A 16,493-nucleotide genomic window follows, 5' to 3' on the forward strand; every position below is an offset into this window, starting at 1 on the left:
CGGTGATGCTTGCGAGCCCCCGCGTGCCTGTGCCTACTCTGGCCGCATGCGCACCCTCGTCGCCACCACCCTCGCCTCACTGCTGTTGCTCGCCTGCGGTGACAACGGCGACATGCAGATCACGCTGACGATGACCGCCCCGGAGTCCACGAGCTCGGCCGGCCCCACCACCAACAGCATGAGCGACCCGGGCACGACCCAGGCGGCGACCACCGACGCGCAGACCAGCGCCGTCCCGACCACCGACGAGCTCACGACCAGCCCGGTCACCAGCGGCCCGAGCACCGACCCCGGCACCACTGGCAGCACCAGCGTCGACCCCAGCGAGACCGGCAGCAGCAGCGGCGGCGACGACGGCAGCCTGATGAAGACCTACGGCGCCGCCTGCGACACCGACACCGACTGCCAGGCCCTGCTCGGCCCGACCGGCAAGTGCCTCAAGGACATCCTCGGCGTCTACGCCCTGCCCGGCGGTTACTGCAGCACCTTCTGCCAGCTCCCCGACCAGCAGACCACCTACATCACGGACGCCAAGGACTGCCTGATGATGGCCGACTGCGTCGGCCTCATGGGCTACTTCGAGGGCTGCGCCCACGCCTGCACCGACAACGCCCAGTGCCCGCGCGCCGGCTACGAGTGCCGCCGCATGCCGCAGATCAGCAACATGGGCGACCCCTCCTTCTGCCTCATGACCGAGGACAACATGATCCCGCCATGACGCCGATCGTCCTCGACGGCGCCACCGGCACGGAGATCGAGCGCCTCGGCCTGCCCCTGCAGCCCCCGCTGTGGTCCGCCCAGGCCCTGATCGACGACCCCGCGCTGGTCCGCAGCATCCACCGCGCCTACGCCGAGGCCGGCGCCCAGGTCCTCACCAGCAACAGCTTCCGCACCCACGCCCGCAACCTCGGCGAGCTGGCCCACCGCGCCGCCGAGCTCACGACCCTGTCCGTGCAGCTCGCCCGCGACGCCCGCGACGCCCACGCCCGCGTCGACCGCGAGGCCGTCGGCATCCGCATCGCCGGCGCGATCAGCCCGCTGGCAGACTGCTTCCGACCCGGCGACTCCCCCGGCAGCGCCGCCGGCCCCGAGCACCGCGCGATCGCAAGCCAGCTGGTCGACGCCGGCGCCGACCTCCTGCTCATCGAGACCATGGGCCGCGTCGACGAGGCCCGCGCCGCCATCGCTGCCTGTCAGGATCTCGGCCGCCCGATCTGGCTCGCCGTGGTCGCCCGCATCGACGGCCGCCTGCTCGCCGGCGACACCTTCAGCGAGCTCCTCGCCGACCTCGCCGACCTCGAGCTGCAGGCCCTACTGATCAATTGCAGCGACCTCAGCCACCTCGGCGCCGCCCTGCCCGCCCTGTGCCACGCCGCCGCGGTCCGCCCCGATCTCGTGCTCGGCTGCTATCCCCACACCGGCCACCACGACCCCGTGCTCGGCTGGCAGACCCACGCCGTCACCGCCGAACAATTCGCCGACGAGCTCGCCGCCTGGGCCGATCGCCTGCCCCAGCTCGCGCTCCTCGGCGGCTGCTGCGGCTCGACCCCCGCGTGGATCGCCGCCCTCGCCGATCGCCTGCAAACCCACCCCGAGGCCCGCAGCGAGGCCTTCGCTCGCCTGAACGCCCTCGTCCCGCGCAGCCCCCACGCCCGCTAGAGTCCGCGACGCGAGCAGATCAAATACGCTGTGCCCGACGCAACGACTGCAGCGCTACCCGCTTGATATGCGTCGAGCGTGGAACGCCCGGTCCACCCCGCGTGATACGCTCGGCGATCATGGTCGCACGTCTCCGCCCCGCCCTGATCCTCGGCCTCCTGCTCCCCGCCTGTCCCGGCGACAAGGACGACAGCGGCGGCGACAGCACGACCGCCAGCACCACGGCCGGGAGCAGCGGCGACGCGAGCACCAGCACCGCGCCGACCACCACGGTCGACCCGACCACCGACCCCGGCAGCACCGGCGGCTCGACCACCGGAGCGCCCGCGCTCGAGCCCCTGCCCCCGCTCGCCGACCCCGTCCCGCTCACCGACGAGGTCCTCCGCGTCCCGACCCACCCGCGCGACATGGACAAGCTGTTCGACCCGCGGATCCCCGCCGAGCTCGCCAAGGGCCTCGCCGACGGCTACGGCGACATCGAGCTGATGCCCGGCGAGCCCGTACTGCCCCGCACCCTCGACGACAGCCCGCCGCCCAAACCCGGGCCCGCCCCCAAGCTGCTCGCCCGCTTCGTCCACCTCGCCGACACCCAGCTCTCCGACGACGAGTCGCCCGCCCGCCTCGCCAACTTCGACGCCGCCGCCAGCGGCGCCTTTCGCCCGCAGGAGGGCCACCTCTGCCGCATGCTCAACGCCGCCGTCCGCACGGTCAACCGCATCCACCAGGACACCCCCGTCGACTTCGTGCTGCTCGGCGGCGACAACACCGATAACTCGCAGAGCAACGAGCTCGACTGGTTCCTCGGCATCCTCGACGGCGCCCCGCAGGTCGAGTGCGACTCCGCCGAGGACAACGACATCGTCCCCGGCCCGGACAACGATCCAAAGGACCCCTTCGGCCCCGTCGCCCTCGACGTCCCCTGGCGCTGGGTCACCGGCAACCACGACGTCCTGCGCCAGGGCAGCTTTCCGCAGATGCAGTTCATGAAGGAGCCCACGGGCACCAGCGCCACCGGCGGCACCCGCGACTACAGCATGCCCGGCTCACCGATCATCACCGGCACCGTCCTCGCCGACCCCGCCCGCGCCTTCGTCAACGAGGCCGACCAGCTCAAGCGCGTCGCCGACGCCGGTGACGGCCACGGCATCACCGCCGCCGCCCTCGACCTCGGCCGCGCCGTCTACACCTTCGACGTCGAAGGCAGCCCGCTGCGCATCTTCGTCCTCAGCAGCGCCGCCGCCACGGGCTCGTCCACCGGCCTCATCCGCCAGGCCGACATCGACTCAGTCATCGAGCCCACGCTACAAACCGCGGCCGCCGACAACAAGCTCGTCATCGTCACCTCGCACCACCGCTCCGTCTCGCTCAACAACGGCGTCGAGCCCGGCCTCGGCGTCGGCATGGAGTTCGCCGACGCCCTCACCCCCGACGAGTGGGTCGACTACCTCGGCACCCACGACCACGTGATCCTTCACCTGGCCGCGCACTCGCACACCATGCACGCCGACCCGCGCAGCCCCGTCGGCGGCCACGCCTACTGGGAGGTCGCCTCGCCCGCGCTCGCCGACTTCCCGCACGAGCTGCGCCTGCTCGAGGTCTGGGACCAGGACAACGGCTCGCTCACGATCCGCACCGTCGCCTTCGACTTCGTCGCCGACGACGACCCGATCGCCGACGCCGGCCGCACCATGGGCGTGCTCGACTTCACCTCCTTCTGGGAGGGCGACGGCCGCGGCCCCGAGCCCACCGACCGCAACGTCGAGCTGTGGATCGCCAAGCCCTGAGCCCGGCTCCCGGCCTGACCCGCAGGTCAGGCCGGCACTGCCCTCAGCCGACCACTCAGCCGACCACTCAGCCGACGAGGCGCCGGTACTCGACCGCCGCCTCCTTGCAGCGCTCGCCGCAAGTGCGACACACCTCGTGCTTCGCCGCGTGCACGCTGCACGCCTCGGCGCAGCGCGTCACCGCGGCCAACGCCACCGCCGCCTGCGCCTTGAGCTGCGGCGAGTCCCCGGCCGCCAGCGCCTGCGCGGCCTGACTCACCGCCACCATGTCGGTGGTCGAGCGGGCGCACTCCGCCATCGTGGTGTCCCCACCCGCGAGCAGGCCGATGCAGTGCTGCAGACAGACCTGCCCGGCCGCGACGCACTTGCCCGCCGCCTCGACCACCCCGGCGTCGCCGTGACCCGCGTGCTCCGCGTGCCCGGCCATGTCGTGCCCCGCGTGCGGGTCCGCGTCCGGCGTCAGCTTCGGCTTCGGCTCGACCGGCTTCTTCTTGGCCGGTTTCACCTCGACCTGCGGCGGCGCGATGTCGTCGTTGGTGCAGGCGGTGGAGGCGGTGGTGAGGAGGGCGGTCTGTCCGGCGATGAAGTCGCGACGTAGCATGAGGAGCTCCGATCGCCGCGACCCTATCACACGATCGAGCCCAGGAGCGCCGCCGCTCCCGACCGCCGGCCCTCGATCGTGACAGGCGCCGCCTCCACTCACACGAGTCGGACAGCGCGAATGTGACAGTCAGCGCGAATGTGACAGCCGGCGCGCATGCGACAGGGCTGTGCATCGCGCACATAACTGGCTTGCCCGGTCCGCTACACCGGTGATACCTTGCCCGGCACATAGGATAGAGTAGCTCGCATTCGCCCCGCGATTGAAATCGATGCTCGCCGAAGCGCTGACATTCCTACGACGGCACCTGGACGAGCAATTGCGCGTCCGGCTCGGCGGATCGCAGGATGACGCCGCGGGCGACAAGGTGGTGTTCCTCGACGGCGACAAGATGGACCCGATCAGCTTCCAGCTGAACGCGGTCACCACGCTCCTCATCAACATCGAGGAGGAGCGGATCCTCCGGGGCGCCGACCCCCACGTCCGTCAGGCCGAGGACGGATCTCGCCAGCGGGTCCAGCCCGACATCCGCCTGATCCTTTATGTCTTGTTCGTCGCGCGCTTCAAGAAGTACGAGTCCGCCTGGCAGCACCTGTCCATGATCGTCGAGCACCTGCAGTCGACCCGCGTGTTCGAACCCGGGACCGCGCCCGAGCTCCCCGAGGGCATCGAGCGGCTGATCCTCGAGCTCGTCACGCTCGGCTTCGCCGAACAGAACGAGGTCTGGAACGCACTGCGAACCACCCACCACCCCTCTGTCCTCTACCGCGTCAAGCTCGTCGCCTACCGCGACCGCCGGCCGGCCGAGGCGCCGATCATCGTCGACACGCAGCGCGAGCTGGGGAGGCTCCCGTGAGGCACCGCCGGCTCTTCGACCTGCGCGTCCGCCACGACTTCCACGCCGGTGGTGGCTCGCCCGACCTCGAGATCGAGCCGCGCAGCTGGCACCCCGGCGGCGCCCGGGCGCTCGCTCGCCACCGCTTATTGGCCCGCCCGCGACCCGACGGCCTCGAGATCCTCGCCGAGCTCGACGCCCACGGCGACCCCCAGATCCACCTCGCCGACGACCTGACCCTCGGCTTCGACGTCCGTGTGACCGGCCCGGACTTTGTGCATACCACCGACCCCGATCCCTGGACCGGGCTCGCCGCCCCGACCTATCGCGGCTCGGCGCCCGCAGGCGGCGCCCTGACCCTCGGTCCGGCGAGCACGCCGCACCCGAAGGACGTCGCCGCCGGTATCGAGATATCCGGGATCACCCCCGCCTGGCTGACCGCGCCGCCGCGCTTCACCCTCGATCTCCCGGCCCGACGCGCGCTGTGGGTCTATTACCTGTGTACGACCCGCAGCAACGGCGCCTCGCCACAGATCCACGATCTCGAGCCGACGCGGGCCCTCGCGTTCCAGGGCGAGCAGCTGGCACCGGAGACCGACGATCCCATCGGACAGCGATTGCTGGCGAGGAACCCCGAGCGCCGCTGCTACCGGTTCACCTCGGCCCGGCCGATCGCCTGCCAGCGCGCCCCCCTGCGCCAGCTCGCGCTCATGCTCGGCCAGGATCTGCTGATCCAGGACCTCCCCAACCCCGCCATCCAGAGCCACGCAACCCTCAAGGTCGGGCCCGCGAAAGAGCCCAGCAACACCCTGTTCCGCGTCATCGAGTACTGACCCGAGAGAGCACCATGCCCACGTACCACACCCCAGGCGTCTACGTAGAAGAGCTCTCGACCTTGCCACCCTCGGTGGCTGAGGTCGCGACGGCGATCCCCGCGTTCATCGGCTTCACCGAGAAGGGCGCGCCCGACGGCGTGGAGATCGCACAGATCAGCACACTCCTCGAGTACGAGCTGCGCTTCGGCAAGGCCAGACCGACGGCCTTCACGGTCGACGCCGACGACAAGCTCAGCCCCTCCGGACCGACCCTCCCGGCGACCAAGCTGCACTACGCGATCAGCCTCTACTTCCGCAACGGCGGCGGACGCTGCTATGTGGTCTCGATCGGCAATCACAGCTCGCCGCCCACCGCCGAGCGCTTCACCAACGGCCTCGCCGCGCTCGAGCGTGAGGACGAGCCGACCCTGATCGTGGCGCCCGACCTGATCGCGCTCGCACCGACCGAGTACCACGCGGTGTGCCAGCAGATGCTCGCGCTGTGCAAGAAGCTCGGCGACCGCTTCGCCATCCTCGACGTCCAGGCCGGCGACGTGGCCGCGTTCCGCGACAACATCGGCACCGCCGACCTCGCCTACGGCGCCGCGTATCACCCTTACATCGTCACCGCGCTGACCCACCGCTATGACGAGCAGCAGGTCACCCTCAGCGAGGGCGACAAGCAGACGACCCTCGCCGCGATCGCCACCACCAACACCAGCCGCTACAACCGGATCAAGAAGCAGCTCGCCGAGCAGCGGGTCATCCTCCCGCCGAGCGCCGCGATCGCCGGCATCTACGCGCGCACCGACCGCGAGCGCGGCGTCTGGAAGGCGCCCGCCAACGTCAGCCTGAGCGCCGTCGTCGGCCCGACCGTGCAGATCACCCACGAGCAGCAAGAGGGCCTCAACGTCGATCCCAGCTCCGGCAAGTCGATCAACGCGATCCGGGCCTTCCCCGGCAAGGGCACGCTCGTGTGGGGCGCCCGGACCCTGGCCGGCAACGACAACGAGTGGCGCTACGTCCCGATCCGTCGCCTCTTCATCATGATCGAGGAGTCGGCCCGCAAGGCGACCTCCTTCGCCGTGTTCGAGCCCAATGACGCGACCACCTGGCTCAAGGTCAAGGGTATGCTCGAGAGCTACCTCTACGGCCTGTGGGAGCAGGGCGCGCTGCAGGGCAGCACGCCGGAGGCGGCCTACTACGTCAACGTCGGCCTCGGCAAGACCATGAGCCAGCAGGACGTGCTGGAGGGCAAGATGGTCGTCGAGATCGCGGTCGCGGCCGTGCGCCCGGCCGAGTTCATCATCCTGCGGTTCTCACACAAGCTGATCGAGGCCTAGCGCCCCGCCGAACCAACAAAACCCAAACCGAGGGCGAATCAAGTGGCAGTCTCCATTGAATCCATCAAGACCGATTACCCGCTCCCCGTATACAACTACCGCGTCGAGATCGGCGGCGAAGCGGTGGCATTCTCGGAGGTCTCTGGGCTCAGCATCGCCTATGAGACCACCACGTATCTCGCGAGCCCGACGACCCGCGGCGCGCCGGGACCCGACATGATGATCATGCCCGCCCAGCCGGTCGCGCCGACGATCACCCTGCGCCGGGGCATCGTCCGCAAGACCAGCATCAAGCACCTCTACGCCTGGCTCCGTACGGTGCAGATCAATCAGATCGAGAAGAAGGACGTGTTCGTCCGCCTCTGCGACGAGAAGGGCGAGGCCGTCGTCTCGTGGAAGATCGGCAACGCCTTCCCGGTCAAGCTCGACGCCCCGACCTTCGACGCCAAGTCCAACGACGCGGCGATCGAGACCATGGAGCTCAAGGGCGACTACATCACGATCGAGGAGGCCTGATCCGCGTGCCCCACTCCCTGCCCGAGCAGCGCGCGAGCTATCCGCTCGCGGCCTACAACTTCCGGGTCCTGCTCGACGCGAAGGCGCTGAGCTTCGCCCGGGTCTCGGGCCTGCAACGTGAGCACCAGTTCGTGACCTACCGCCACGGCCTCAGCTGCATCGAGGGCGAACTGCTGGCCAAGTATCGCATCGACAAGTACGTGCCCGTGACGCTCGAGCGCGGCAGCACCATCGGCGCCAGCTTCCTGCACGAGTGGCTCGAGCAGCGGAGCCCTCGCGTCCTGCAGATCGACCTGTGCGACGCCAGCGGCGCGCCCGTGCTGGCCTGGCGGATCGCCCGCGCCTTCGCCGTCAAGCTCACCGCGCCGACCTTCGACGCGCGCACCAACGAGGTCGCCATCGACAGCCTCGAGATCATGGCCGCGGGCATCTCGATCGTGCACCTCTGAGAGCCTCCCCATGAGTCTGCCCATCCCTCCGCTCACGCTCGACCCCCTGATCGGCCCGGCCCTCGGCTTCCGCTTCGCCGTGTTCTTCTTCGCCGGCGGCGCCGTGCCCAACCCGATCGACATCCGCTTCCAGCGGGTCTCCGGTCTGTCCGCCAGCATCGACACGACGACCGTCATCGAGGGCGGCCAGAACCTCTACACCCACCGCCTGCCCACCCGGGTCGGCTACGCCAACCTCGTGCTCGAGCGCGGCTTCGTGGTCGGTTCACCGCTCAACCTCGAGTTCAACGCGGCGATGAGCCTCTTCAAGTTCGCCCCGAGCAACGTGATCGTCACGCTCCTGAGCGAGCGCCACCTGCCCCTCGCCGCCTGGCTGTTCATCAAGGCCTACCCGGTCCGCTGGGCCACCGCCGACCTCGACGCCAACGACGAGCGCCTGCTGATCGACACCATGGAGCTCGCCTACACCCGCATGCAGGCGCTCCGGATCTGACCATGACCATCGAGATCCGCCAGCTCGTCATCCGCGCCGTCGCCGAGGCCCGCCCCGCGGCGGCCCAGGCCCGCGTCAGCCTGCCCGCGAGCACAACCGGCCCGGAGCCCGCGCAGCCGCCCGCGGCGGCGACCCCCGCGGCCGACCACGAATCGCTGGTCGCCGCCTGCGTCCGCGAGGTCCTGCGCGAGCTCCGGCGGTCGAGCGAACGGTGAGCCCAGGGGACGAATCATGGCACTGGGAAACCTGTTCAAGCTCGCCAAGCTCACCGTCGAGGCCTACACCGACATCGAGCGCACAAAGCCGCTTGGCGGCGGCATCCACGGCGGCAACACCCTCGAGGTGATGTACAACCCCGAGACCCTCGCGACCCGCCACGAGGTCGCCTTTCACGCCAAGAAGGGCATCTCGACCCACGGGGCGCAGACCCGCTGGTCCCACAGCGCCGCCGAGGAGCTCACCGTCAAGCTCGTCTTCGACGGCACCAACGTCGGCTACTTCGGCGTCGAGCTGGTCCGCCAGGTGCCCACGGTCGCCGTGTGGATCAAGGCGTTCCTGTCGCTATGTTATGACGTCCAGAGCACCTCGCACGAGACCGCGTATCTCCGGCTCCGCTGGAACAAGGGCGTGCTCGGGACCGCGGGCTTCGAGTGCCGGCTCAAGTCCGCGGATATCCAGTACACCGCGTTCGAGCGCGACGGCTCGCCGCTGCGCGCCGAGATCACCGCCACCTTCATTCAGGCCCTCGACCCGAAGAAGAACGCCCAGAAGCTGCGCCTCTCCTCCCCCGACCTGACCCACCGCCTCGTCGTCCGCGAGGGCGACACCCTGCCGCTGCTATGTCAGCAGATCTACGGCTCGGCCGCCCACTACCTGCGGGTCGCCCAGGTCAACGGCCTCGATAACTTCCGCGACCTGAGCGTCGGCCAGGAGCTGTTCTTCCCGCCCTTCGAGCGCCCGGAGCGAGGCTCGCCGTGAAGCTCTCCACGGCCACGATCAAGAGCGAGGGCCTGGTGATGCCGGCCGAGGTCGAGCTGCTCTCGATCGAGGTCCGCAAGCAGCTCGACCGCGTCCCCGAGGCCAAGCTGGTGCTCGTCGACGGCAGCGTGGCGGCCGGCAAGTTCGGCCTCAGCAACAGCGACTTCTTCGCGCCGGGCAAGCGCGTGCAGATCCTCCTGCGCTACGGCGACGGCAAGGACCAGCAGATCTTCGCCGGGCTCGTCGTGCGCCACAGCGTCGAGGCCCGCGACGACGCCTCGGAGCTGCGCGTCGAGCTCAAGGACGCCGCCCACGCGATGACCCGCGCGCGCCGCAGCGCGGTCTACCACGACCAGCGCGACGACGAGGTCATCAGCGCATTGATCGGCAACGCCGGCCTCCGACGCGGCAAGGTCGATCGCAGCGCCGTCACCCACCGCCAGCTGGTCCAGCACAACGCCAGCGACTGGGACTTCCTGCTCTCGCGCGCCGACGTCAACGGCCTGGTCGTGATCGTCGACGACGGCGAGGTCTCGGCCCGGGCGATGGGCGCCGCCGGGACCGTCAAGGCCAGCTTCACCTACGGCCTCTCCGAGATCGCCGAGCTCAGCCTCGAGCTCGACGGCAGCAGCCAGTGGGGCGCCGTCACCAGCACCGCGTGGGACCCCGCCAACGTCGCCCCGGCCGCCCCCACGACCGGCGATCCGCTGCGCGTCGCCGCCGGCAACCTCGACGTCAACGCCCTCGCGGCCAAGCTCGGCGGCGCCAGCTACACCCTCCTCATGCCGGCCTCGCTGGCCGCGGACGAGCTCAAGGCCTGGGCCGACGCCCGCCTCGCCCGCAGTCGCCTCGCGCTGCTGCGCGGACGCCTGGTGGTCGCCGGCGACGCCGGCCTGCGGCCCTTCGATCGCGTCAAGCTCGAAGGCGTCGGCGAGCGCTTCAACGGCACGCTCCTGGTCGGCGGCGTGATCCATCGCGTCGACGCCGACGGCTGGTGGACCGAGCTCCAGATCGGCCTGTCCCCCGAGTGGTTCGCGCGCAGGCCCGACATCGCCGATCCGCCGGCCGGCGGCCTGCTGCCGCCCGCGACGCAGCTGCAGATCGGCGTCGCCCAGGCCTTCGAGCGCGACCCCGACGGCGAGTTTCGCCTGCGCGTCCAGGTGCCCGGGCAAGACCCCTTGTGGGCCCGCCTGGCCCGCCCGGACGCCGGCGACAGGCGCGGCGACTGCTTCTGGCCCGAGCCCGGTGACGAGGTCGTCGTCGGCTTCCTCGGCGGCGACCCGCGCCAGGCCGTCGTCCTCGGGTCCCTGTTCGGCGGGGCCAGGCCGCCCCCGAACGGCGAGGAGCCCGGCGACGGCAACGACCGACGCGCCATCGTCAGCCGCTCCGGCGTGAAGATCGGCATCGACGACAAGCAGGTCGCGCTGACCCTCCAGACCCCCGGGGGCAACAGCGTCGTCATCGACGACGACGCCAAGGCCATCACCATCACCGACCAACACGGCAATACCATCACCATGGATTCGCGCGGCATCACGCTGAAGAGCGCCAGCGACCTCGCCATCGAGGCCGCCGGCAAGGTGGTGATCAAGGGATCCACCGTCGATATCCAATGAAGTCAAGAGGACCCATGAACAAGATCGATCTGCAACTCTCCATCGACGACACCAACCTCATCCTCGAGGCCCTCGGCCAGCTCCCCTTCGCCCGCGTGTTCCAGCTGATCGCGCGGGTCCAGGAGCAGGCCCGGGCCCAGCTCGCCGCCGCCGATCGAGCCCAGGCGGGCGGCCCGGAGCGCGGCGAATGAGCGCTCCACAGCCACGGCCGACCTCGTTCCTCGGCACCGGGTGGAGCTTCCCCCCGGCCTTCGCCGCCGGCGGAGCCGAGCTCGCGCTCGTCTCCGGCGTCGATGACATCCACCAGTCGATCGAGGTCCTGCTGGCCACCCGCCTCGGCGAGCGACCGATGCACGAGGGCTTCGGCTGCGCCCTCGACGATCTGCTCTTCGAGGAGGTCGACCAGGCCCTCGTCAATCGCATCACCACCATGATCAGCGACGCGATCCTCCGCCACGAGCCGCGCATCGCCCTGCACGACCTCGACGTCAGCCAGAGCCGGGCCGACGCCGGCCTGCTCGAGATCCGCCTCGACTACGTCGTGCTCGGCACCAACTCCCGCTTCAACATGGTCTTCCCGTTCTATCTCAACGAGGCCGTCAGCCCCGGACTGTGAGCCATGGCCGACTACGTGCTCATCGACGGCGACCAGGCGCTGTTCCTCCCGAGCTTCGGCGCGGCGACCGTGGTCGTGCAGCCCGGCACGCTGCGCGCCAGCGGACCCGCCACCCTCGCCGCGAAGAGCCTCTGCGTCGTCGGCGACGAGGCCAGCGTCTCGGTCCGCGGCTGCATCTACACCACCCCGCAATACTCGATCCCCGGCACCGGCACCCTCGAGATCGAGGCCCTGGCCGGCGATCAGCAGGCCCAAAAGACCGCCACGGGCGCGACCCGGTGGCTGCTCGTCGGCGGCAGCTTCACCGCCCGATTCGTCGTCCAGAGCCCGGCCAAGCAGCCACCTCCGGGCCCTGGCGCGCCCATCCCCGATGCCACGCCGCAGTACGCCGGCAGCGGGAATTTCGTCACCACGAACACCAAGCTCCGCGGGGTCTGATCGTGTCCAGACGCTCCACCTCCCTGCTCCCAGGCGGCCGCGACGGCACCAGCCAGCGCGGGCGAGAGCTCGCCGAGCTCGCGCCGACCAGCGTGACGATCGACGGGCGCGACCACGCCGACCTGCTCGCGTTCGTCCAGGCCCTCGCCGGGCAGCTGCGCTTCTTCAGCGCCGAGCAAGTTGAGCTGCGCGACGCCGGCAGCTGGACCCCCTTCGCCCAGCGCGACGACATCACGGTCGCCGACATCGTCGCGTACATGCACGACCCCACCCGCTTCGAGGGCGAGCGGGCGCGCTGGCTCGGTCGCCCCCACTTCGCCCTGCTGCTCAGCTTCCTCGAGCTCCTCGGCCACGCCCGCGAGCAGCTCAACGGCCTGACCGCGCGGCACCTCGACCACTACTATCGCGACATCCTGCAGATGCGCCCGCAGCCGGCCGCGCCCGATCGGGCGAGCGTCGTGTTCCGGCTCGCCGCCGGGGTCACCGAGCTGCGTGTGCCCGCAGGCACCGCGCTCCAGGCCGGCCGCGACAGCGCCGGCAATCCGCGGATCTACCGGACCGAACGCGAGCTGATCGTCAGCCGGGCCCGCGTCGACGCCCTGCGCTCCGTCCACGCCCACCGCCGGATCACCGGCATCCCCGACGTCCGCAAGGACCGCGGCCAGAGCCCCGACGAGGCCTTCGACGGCGCCCTCGCCATCGCCCTCGGCGCGCCCCGACCCGGCGATCCCGTGCCGCCGTGGAACGGCAGGGCGATCGACCGCAGCTTCGTGCTCGGCCTCTCTGCCGGCCTGAGCTTCGCCCGCGAGCGCCTCTTCCTCGACCACCACGAGCTCCGTGCACTCATGGCGCTGGTCCGCCGACGCGCCGACGCCGGCCCCGAGTGGGCCGAGATCAACCGCCTCCTCGGCGTCCGCGACCCCGTCGACCCGCGTGACTTCGCCGCCAACTTCACCCGCGTCGTCGGTCCCCTCGACTTCGCCGCCGACGGCCTCGCCCAGGTCAACAACATCGACGACCTCTACGAGCGCCGCACCATCCCCGAGGTCCGCGAGTACATCGACCTGCGGCTCGCGGCCCTCGGCCACGACAACTTCACCGCGCTGATGGCGATCAAGCAGCGGATCGACGCCGAGTGGGCCGAGATCAACCGCCTCCTCGAGCGCCTCGGCGCGCGCCAGCGGGGCCTCCTCGCGTGGGAGCTCGGCGCCGTCGCAGCGACGGACTTCGCCGACAACCTGCGGCGGGCGCTCGGCGACGCCTGGCCGCCGCCGTGGCCGTGGGGCAGCAGCGACATCGCCAGCTACGAGGCCACGATCCGCCGCCTCGAGGCCCACCTGTCGATGAGCGCCGAGCGCCTCGCCCGGCTCGCCGAGCTCGCCAGCGCCGTCGAGACCCGCAGCGAGGGCGCCTGGCAGGAGCTCGACGCGCTCCTCGCCGACGCCCACCGCGAGCGCCACCACGCGGCCCGGCGAGCGGCCCTCGCCGCCGTCCGCGGCGACCACGACGACCTCCCCGGCTTCGACGCCCTCGTCCGCGCCGCGCTCGGCAATTCCCAGGAGCTGCTCCCCTGGGACCTCGCCCGCACCCGCCTCGCGCCGCACCTCGATCCCGGCCAGCAGGCCCTCCTCGACAGCTTCCGCGGCCAGCTCGTCGACCCCGCCGCCGCGCGACGCTTCACCTGGTCCGACGTCGAACGCTCGCTCGAGCTGGCCCAACGACGGATCACGGGCAGCCCCGAGCCCGTCGCGCGCAAGGTCGTGTGGCGCAACCTCCACGTCCACGACGACCCCGCCGCCGACACCCTGGACCCCGCGTCGCCGCGCTGGAAAACCTTCGGTCGACCTCCGATCGGCGCGAGCGAGGCCCACCCGCCCGCGGCGGCGATCGGCTTCGCCCTCTGCTCCCCCTCGCTCGCGCTGTCTCAGGGCCAGCGCACCCTGACCCTCACCCTCGGCCTCCGCGCGCTCGACCTGCCCGCCTTCCTCCGCGAGCTCGGCCTGCTCCCCGAGCTGCAGAGCGACACCTCGCTGCGCGCGGCCCTCGGCGCCGCGCTGTGCGTCGAGGTCAGCGGCGCCCGCGGCTGGGTCGAGCTCCCGCTCGCCAGCGCCAGGCTGGCCTCCGGCAGCCCCGGCGACGACTACTGGACCCTGCTCGCCGAGCCGCGCCGGCACAACGAGGACCGCCCTGGCCTGCGCCTCCAGCTCGTCGCCGGCCCCGAGCTCGGCCCCATCACGCCGCTCCCCGACAGCGCCGATCCGTGGCCGACCCTCCGCGTCACCCTGCGGCAGCGATGGGACGCCGGCGCCCGCGAGTGGACCACCACCCTCGACCCCTTCGCGCCGCTCGTGCTCGCCGCGGTCCACCTGCGCGTCGAGGTCGACGGCCTCGTCGACCTGCGCCTCCAGCACGAGGATCGCCCGCTCGATCCGCGCCGGCCGCTCGAACCATTCGGGCACCGCCCCGCCGTCGGCGCCCGCATGTACCTCAGCCACCCCGAGCTCGTCGGGCCCCGGCTCGACCGGCTCCGCCTCGATATCACCTGGATGGGCCTGCCCGGCAGCCTCAAGGCCAACTACCGCAATTACCCCGGGGTCACCAGCGCCGCCGACTTCAAGGCCCGCATCAGCCTGATCGACCGCGGCCTCGGCTTCACCCTCGCCGACATCAGCCTGTTTCGCGAGGGTCCGGGGCCCGAGGCGCGCACGGCCGCCGCCCAGACCGTCGAGCTCGCCGACATCGCCGGCACGATCGCCGCCGTCAGCCCGGGCTATCATTACACTCCGCGCAGCGACCTCCCGCTCACCGGCGACATTCGCCGCGCCGACCGCTACCTGCAATGCGAGCTGACCCCGATCGACTTCGGGCACAGCGCCTACCCCGTGCTCGCCGCGCGCAAGGCCAGGGAGCTCGCCATCGGCCTCGCCCGCGGCACGGTCGACCCCGACGCCGCCGACGGCTTCGCCCTCGACCCGCCGTATACCCCGACGATCCAGCGGATCGTCGCCGCCTATCAGACCTCGATCGAGCTCGACCCCGGCGCCGACGACCAGCGCGTCGACCGGCTGCTGCACGTCCACCCCTTCGGCGTCAGCCCGATCGACCCCACGAGCCCCCACCTGCTGCCGCGCCACGACTCGGCGGGCGAGCTCTACATCGGCCTCCGCGACCTCATCGCGCCCCAACGGCTCGCGCTGCTCTGGGTCGTCGCCGAGGGCACCTCGGCGCCCGACCTCGACGCGGTCCCGGTCGAATGGTCGGTCCTCGACGGCGACCGCTGGCGCTCGCTCGCCGGCAACCTCCGCCACGACTCGACCCGCGGCCTCCTCAACTCCGGCATCGTCGAGCTCGACCTCCCGGCCGTCGCTGCGAGCACCCGCCTGCCCGCCGGGCGCTACTGGCTGCGAGCCGCCGTCGCCAGCGACGCCGCCAGCGTCTGCGACACCGTCGATATCCGGGCCCAGGCCGTCACCGTATGCTTCGACGATCGCGGCAACGCCCCTGACCACTACGCGAAGCCCCTGCCGATCCGCAGCATCGACCGCCTGCTCGCGCCCGACCCGCGGATCGCCGCCGCCCTGCAACCCTACACATCCTATGGCGGGACCCCGGCCGAGGCCGACGCACACTTCTACACCCGGGTCAGCGAGCGCCTGCGCCACAAGCACCGCGCCCTGACCCCCTGGGACTACGAGCGCCTGGTGCTCCAGCGCTTCCCCGCGATCTACAAGGCCAGCTGCCTCCCCGCCGGCCCGCCCGGCAACGTCGATATCATCGTCGTCCCCGACATCCGCCAGCAGCTCCCCTCCGACGCCTTCGCGCCGCGGGCCCCGGCCAACCTGCTCGCCGACATCCAAACCTACCTCGCCGGCATCGCCCCGGACGCCGCCCGCGTCCACGTCCGCAACCCGCACTACGTCGCCGTATCGGTGCGCCTGGGCGTCCGCTTCCACGCCGGCCAGGACCTGCGCCACGCCCAGAAGCGGCTCAGCGAGGACCTGAGCCGCTTCCTCTCCCCGTGGGCCTACGACGAGGGCGCCGAGCTCACGATCGGCGGCAAGATCTACGCCAGCAGCATCCTCGATTTCGTCGACCGTCGCGACTACGTGGATTACGTCGCCGAGCTACGCCTGGCCCGCAGCGACAACGGCGTCGATTTCACCGTCCTGCCGCCGACCGACGAGGACTACCACGTCGCCGCCGAGCGGCCCGACCAGGTGCTGGTCGCCGCCCACGAGCACCACGTCGATATCATCTCGGAGCTGGATTATCAGCAGACTTCATTCACAGGCATCAACTACCTGAAGCTCGAGCTCGATTTCATCATCGGTTGAGCCCGCGAGGAGTGTC

At 71.2% G+C, this 16,493-nt stretch carries 17 protein-coding genes; 16 read left to right on the forward strand and 1 reads right to left on the reverse strand.

Annotated elements, in window-relative coordinates; all coding sequences use genetic code 11:
• The first annotated feature begins 46 nt into the window (after positions 1–46).
• The 3 genes from IPJ59_RS14595 (at position 47) to IPJ59_RS14605 (ending at position 3,443) form a co-directional block, all read left to right on the forward strand.
• Entirely contained in the window at positions 47–718 is a 672-nt protein-coding gene (locus tag IPJ59_RS14595; protein ID WP_293262478.1) for a hypothetical protein, read from the forward strand.
• Entirely contained in the window at positions 715–1,659 is a 945-nt protein-coding gene (locus IPJ59_RS14600) for a homocysteine S-methyltransferase family protein (RefSeq protein ID WP_293272185.1), read from the forward strand. The genes IPJ59_RS14595 and IPJ59_RS14600 overlap by 4 nt, the downstream gene beginning before the upstream one ends.
• Positions 1,660–1,778: 119 nt before the next feature.
• Positions 1,779–3,443 carry a metallophosphoesterase gene (locus IPJ59_RS14605; protein ID WP_293272186.1) on the forward strand — a complete coding sequence of 555 codons (1,665 nt, stop codon included), beginning with the start codon at positions 1,779–1,781 and terminating at the stop codon, positions 3,441–3,443.
• Positions 3,444–3,510: 67 nt separating this feature from the next.
• Here IPJ59_RS14605 and IPJ59_RS14610 read toward each other — a convergent pair whose 3' ends face one another.
• Positions 3,511–4,044 (reverse strand): Csp1 family four helix bundle copper storage protein, encoded by a 534-nt coding sequence (locus IPJ59_RS14610; protein ID WP_293262487.1) that lies wholly within the window; start codon positions 4,042–4,044, stop codon positions 3,511–3,513.
• Positions 4,045–4,315: 271 nt separating this feature from the next.
• Between IPJ59_RS14610 and IPJ59_RS14615 the strand changes: the two genes are divergently transcribed.
• From IPJ59_RS14615 to IPJ59_RS14675, 13 genes are read left to right on the forward strand one after another with little or no spacing between them, the layout of a single operon-like run.
• Positions 4,316–4,900 carry a Pvc16 family protein gene (locus IPJ59_RS14615; protein ID WP_293262490.1) on the forward strand — a complete coding sequence of 195 codons (585 nt, stop codon included), beginning with the start codon at positions 4,316–4,318 and terminating at the stop codon, positions 4,898–4,900.
• Complete coding sequence (locus tag IPJ59_RS14620; protein WP_293272187.1) at positions 4,897–5,712, forward strand: hypothetical protein; 816 nt, start codon at positions 4,897–4,899, stop codon at positions 5,710–5,712. Before IPJ59_RS14615 ends, IPJ59_RS14620 begins: the two co-directional genes overlap by 4 nt.
• Positions 5,713–5,726: 14 nt before the next feature.
• Positions 5,727–7,037, forward strand: coding sequence for a phage tail sheath family protein (locus IPJ59_RS14625; protein ID WP_293272188.1), 1,311 nt, complete (start codon positions 5,727–5,729; stop codon positions 7,035–7,037).
• 42 nt (positions 7,038–7,079) lie between these two features.
• Complete coding sequence (locus IPJ59_RS14630) at positions 7,080–7,553, forward strand: phage tail protein (RefSeq protein ID WP_293272189.1); 474 nt, start codon at positions 7,080–7,082, stop codon at positions 7,551–7,553.
• 5 nt (positions 7,554–7,558) lie between these two features.
• Positions 7,559–8,002, forward strand: a complete 444-nt coding sequence (locus IPJ59_RS14635; RefSeq protein ID WP_293262502.1) for a phage tail protein — start codon at positions 7,559–7,561, stop codon at positions 8,000–8,002.
• A 10-nt stretch (positions 8,003–8,012) separates the two neighbouring features.
• Positions 8,013–8,495 (forward strand): phage tail protein, encoded by a 483-nt coding sequence (locus tag IPJ59_RS14640; protein ID WP_293272190.1) that lies wholly within the window; start codon positions 8,013–8,015, stop codon positions 8,493–8,495.
• Positions 8,496–8,497: 2 nt separating this feature from the next.
• On the forward strand, positions 8,498–8,710 hold the full coding sequence (locus IPJ59_RS14645; protein ID WP_293272191.1) for a DUF5908 family protein: 213 nt from the start codon (positions 8,498–8,500) through the stop codon (positions 8,708–8,710).
• A gap of 16 nt (positions 8,711–8,726) precedes the next feature.
• The gene (locus IPJ59_RS14650) at positions 8,727–9,473 is read left to right on the forward strand and encodes a CIS tube protein (protein WP_293272192.1); all 747 of its coding nucleotides are present in this window, start codon (positions 8,727–8,729) and stop codon (positions 9,471–9,473) included.
• Entirely contained in the window at positions 9,470–11,089 is a 1,620-nt protein-coding gene (vgrG, locus tag IPJ59_RS14655; protein WP_293272193.1) for a type VI secretion system tip protein VgrG, read from the forward strand. The genes IPJ59_RS14650 and vgrG overlap by 4 nt, the downstream gene beginning before the upstream one ends.
• Positions 11,090–11,103: 14 nt before the next feature.
• Positions 11,104–11,280, forward strand: coding sequence for a hypothetical protein (locus IPJ59_RS14660; protein WP_293262518.1), 177 nt, complete (start codon positions 11,104–11,106; stop codon positions 11,278–11,280).
• Positions 11,277–11,705, forward strand: a complete 429-nt coding sequence (locus IPJ59_RS14665; RefSeq protein ID WP_293262521.1) for a GPW/gp25 family protein — start codon at positions 11,277–11,279, stop codon at positions 11,703–11,705. The genes IPJ59_RS14660 and IPJ59_RS14665 overlap by 4 nt, the downstream gene beginning before the upstream one ends.
• 3 nt (positions 11,706–11,708) lie before the next feature.
• Entirely contained in the window at positions 11,709–12,143 is a 435-nt protein-coding gene (locus IPJ59_RS14670) for a hypothetical protein (RefSeq protein ID WP_293272194.1), read from the forward strand.
• Between the two features lie 2 nt (positions 12,144–12,145).
• Positions 12,146–16,477 (forward strand): baseplate J/gp47 family protein, encoded by a 4,332-nt coding sequence (locus IPJ59_RS14675; RefSeq protein ID WP_293272195.1) that lies wholly within the window; start codon positions 12,146–12,148, stop codon positions 16,475–16,477.
• Positions 16,478–16,493: the final 16 nt, after the last annotated feature.

Source organism: Nannocystis sp. (genome assembly GCF_016714285.1).
GTDB lineage: Bacteria > Myxococcota_A > Polyangia > Nannocystales > Nannocystaceae > Nannocystis.

What these genes read in the sequence shown, in the direction of transcription:
- IPJ59_RS14615 (WP_293262490.1), top strand. Translation starts at nt 4,316, where the DNA reads ATGCTCGCCGAAGCGCTGACATTCCTACGACGGCACCTGGACGAGCAA.
- IPJ59_RS14650 (WP_293272192.1), top strand. Translation starts at nt 8,727, where the DNA reads ATGGCACTGGGAAACCTGTTCAAGCTCGCCAAGCTCACCGTCGAGGCC.
- IPJ59_RS14665 (WP_293262521.1), top strand. Translation starts at nt 11,277, where the DNA reads ATGAGCGCTCCACAGCCACGGCCGACCTCGTTCCTCGGCACCGGGTGG.
- IPJ59_RS14640 (WP_293272190.1), top strand. Translation starts at nt 8,013, where the DNA reads ATGAGTCTGCCCATCCCTCCGCTCACGCTCGACCCCCTGATCGGCCCG.
- IPJ59_RS14610 (WP_293262487.1), bottom strand. Translation starts at nt 4,044, where the DNA reads ATGCTACGTCGCGACTTCATCGCCGGACAGACCGCCCTCCTCACCACC.
- IPJ59_RS14645 (WP_293272191.1), top strand. Translation starts at nt 8,498, where the DNA reads ATGACCATCGAGATCCGCCAGCTCGTCATCCGCGCCGTCGCCGAGGCC.
- IPJ59_RS14670 (WP_293272194.1), top strand. Translation starts at nt 11,709, where the DNA reads ATGGCCGACTACGTGCTCATCGACGGCGACCAGGCGCTGTTCCTCCCG.
- IPJ59_RS14660 (WP_293262518.1), top strand. Translation starts at nt 11,104, where the DNA reads ATGAACAAGATCGATCTGCAACTCTCCATCGACGACACCAACCTCATC.
- IPJ59_RS14625 (WP_293272188.1), top strand. Translation starts at nt 5,727, where the DNA reads ATGCCCACGTACCACACCCCAGGCGTCTACGTAGAAGAGCTCTCGACC.
- IPJ59_RS14605 (WP_293272186.1), top strand. Translation starts at nt 1,779, where the DNA reads ATGGTCGCACGTCTCCGCCCCGCCCTGATCCTCGGCCTCCTGCTCCCC.
- IPJ59_RS14600 (WP_293272185.1), top strand. Translation starts at nt 715, where the DNA reads ATGACGCCGATCGTCCTCGACGGCGCCACCGGCACGGAGATCGAGCGC.
- IPJ59_RS14595 (WP_293262478.1), top strand. Translation starts at nt 47, where the DNA reads ATGCGCACCCTCGTCGCCACCACCCTCGCCTCACTGCTGTTGCTCGCC.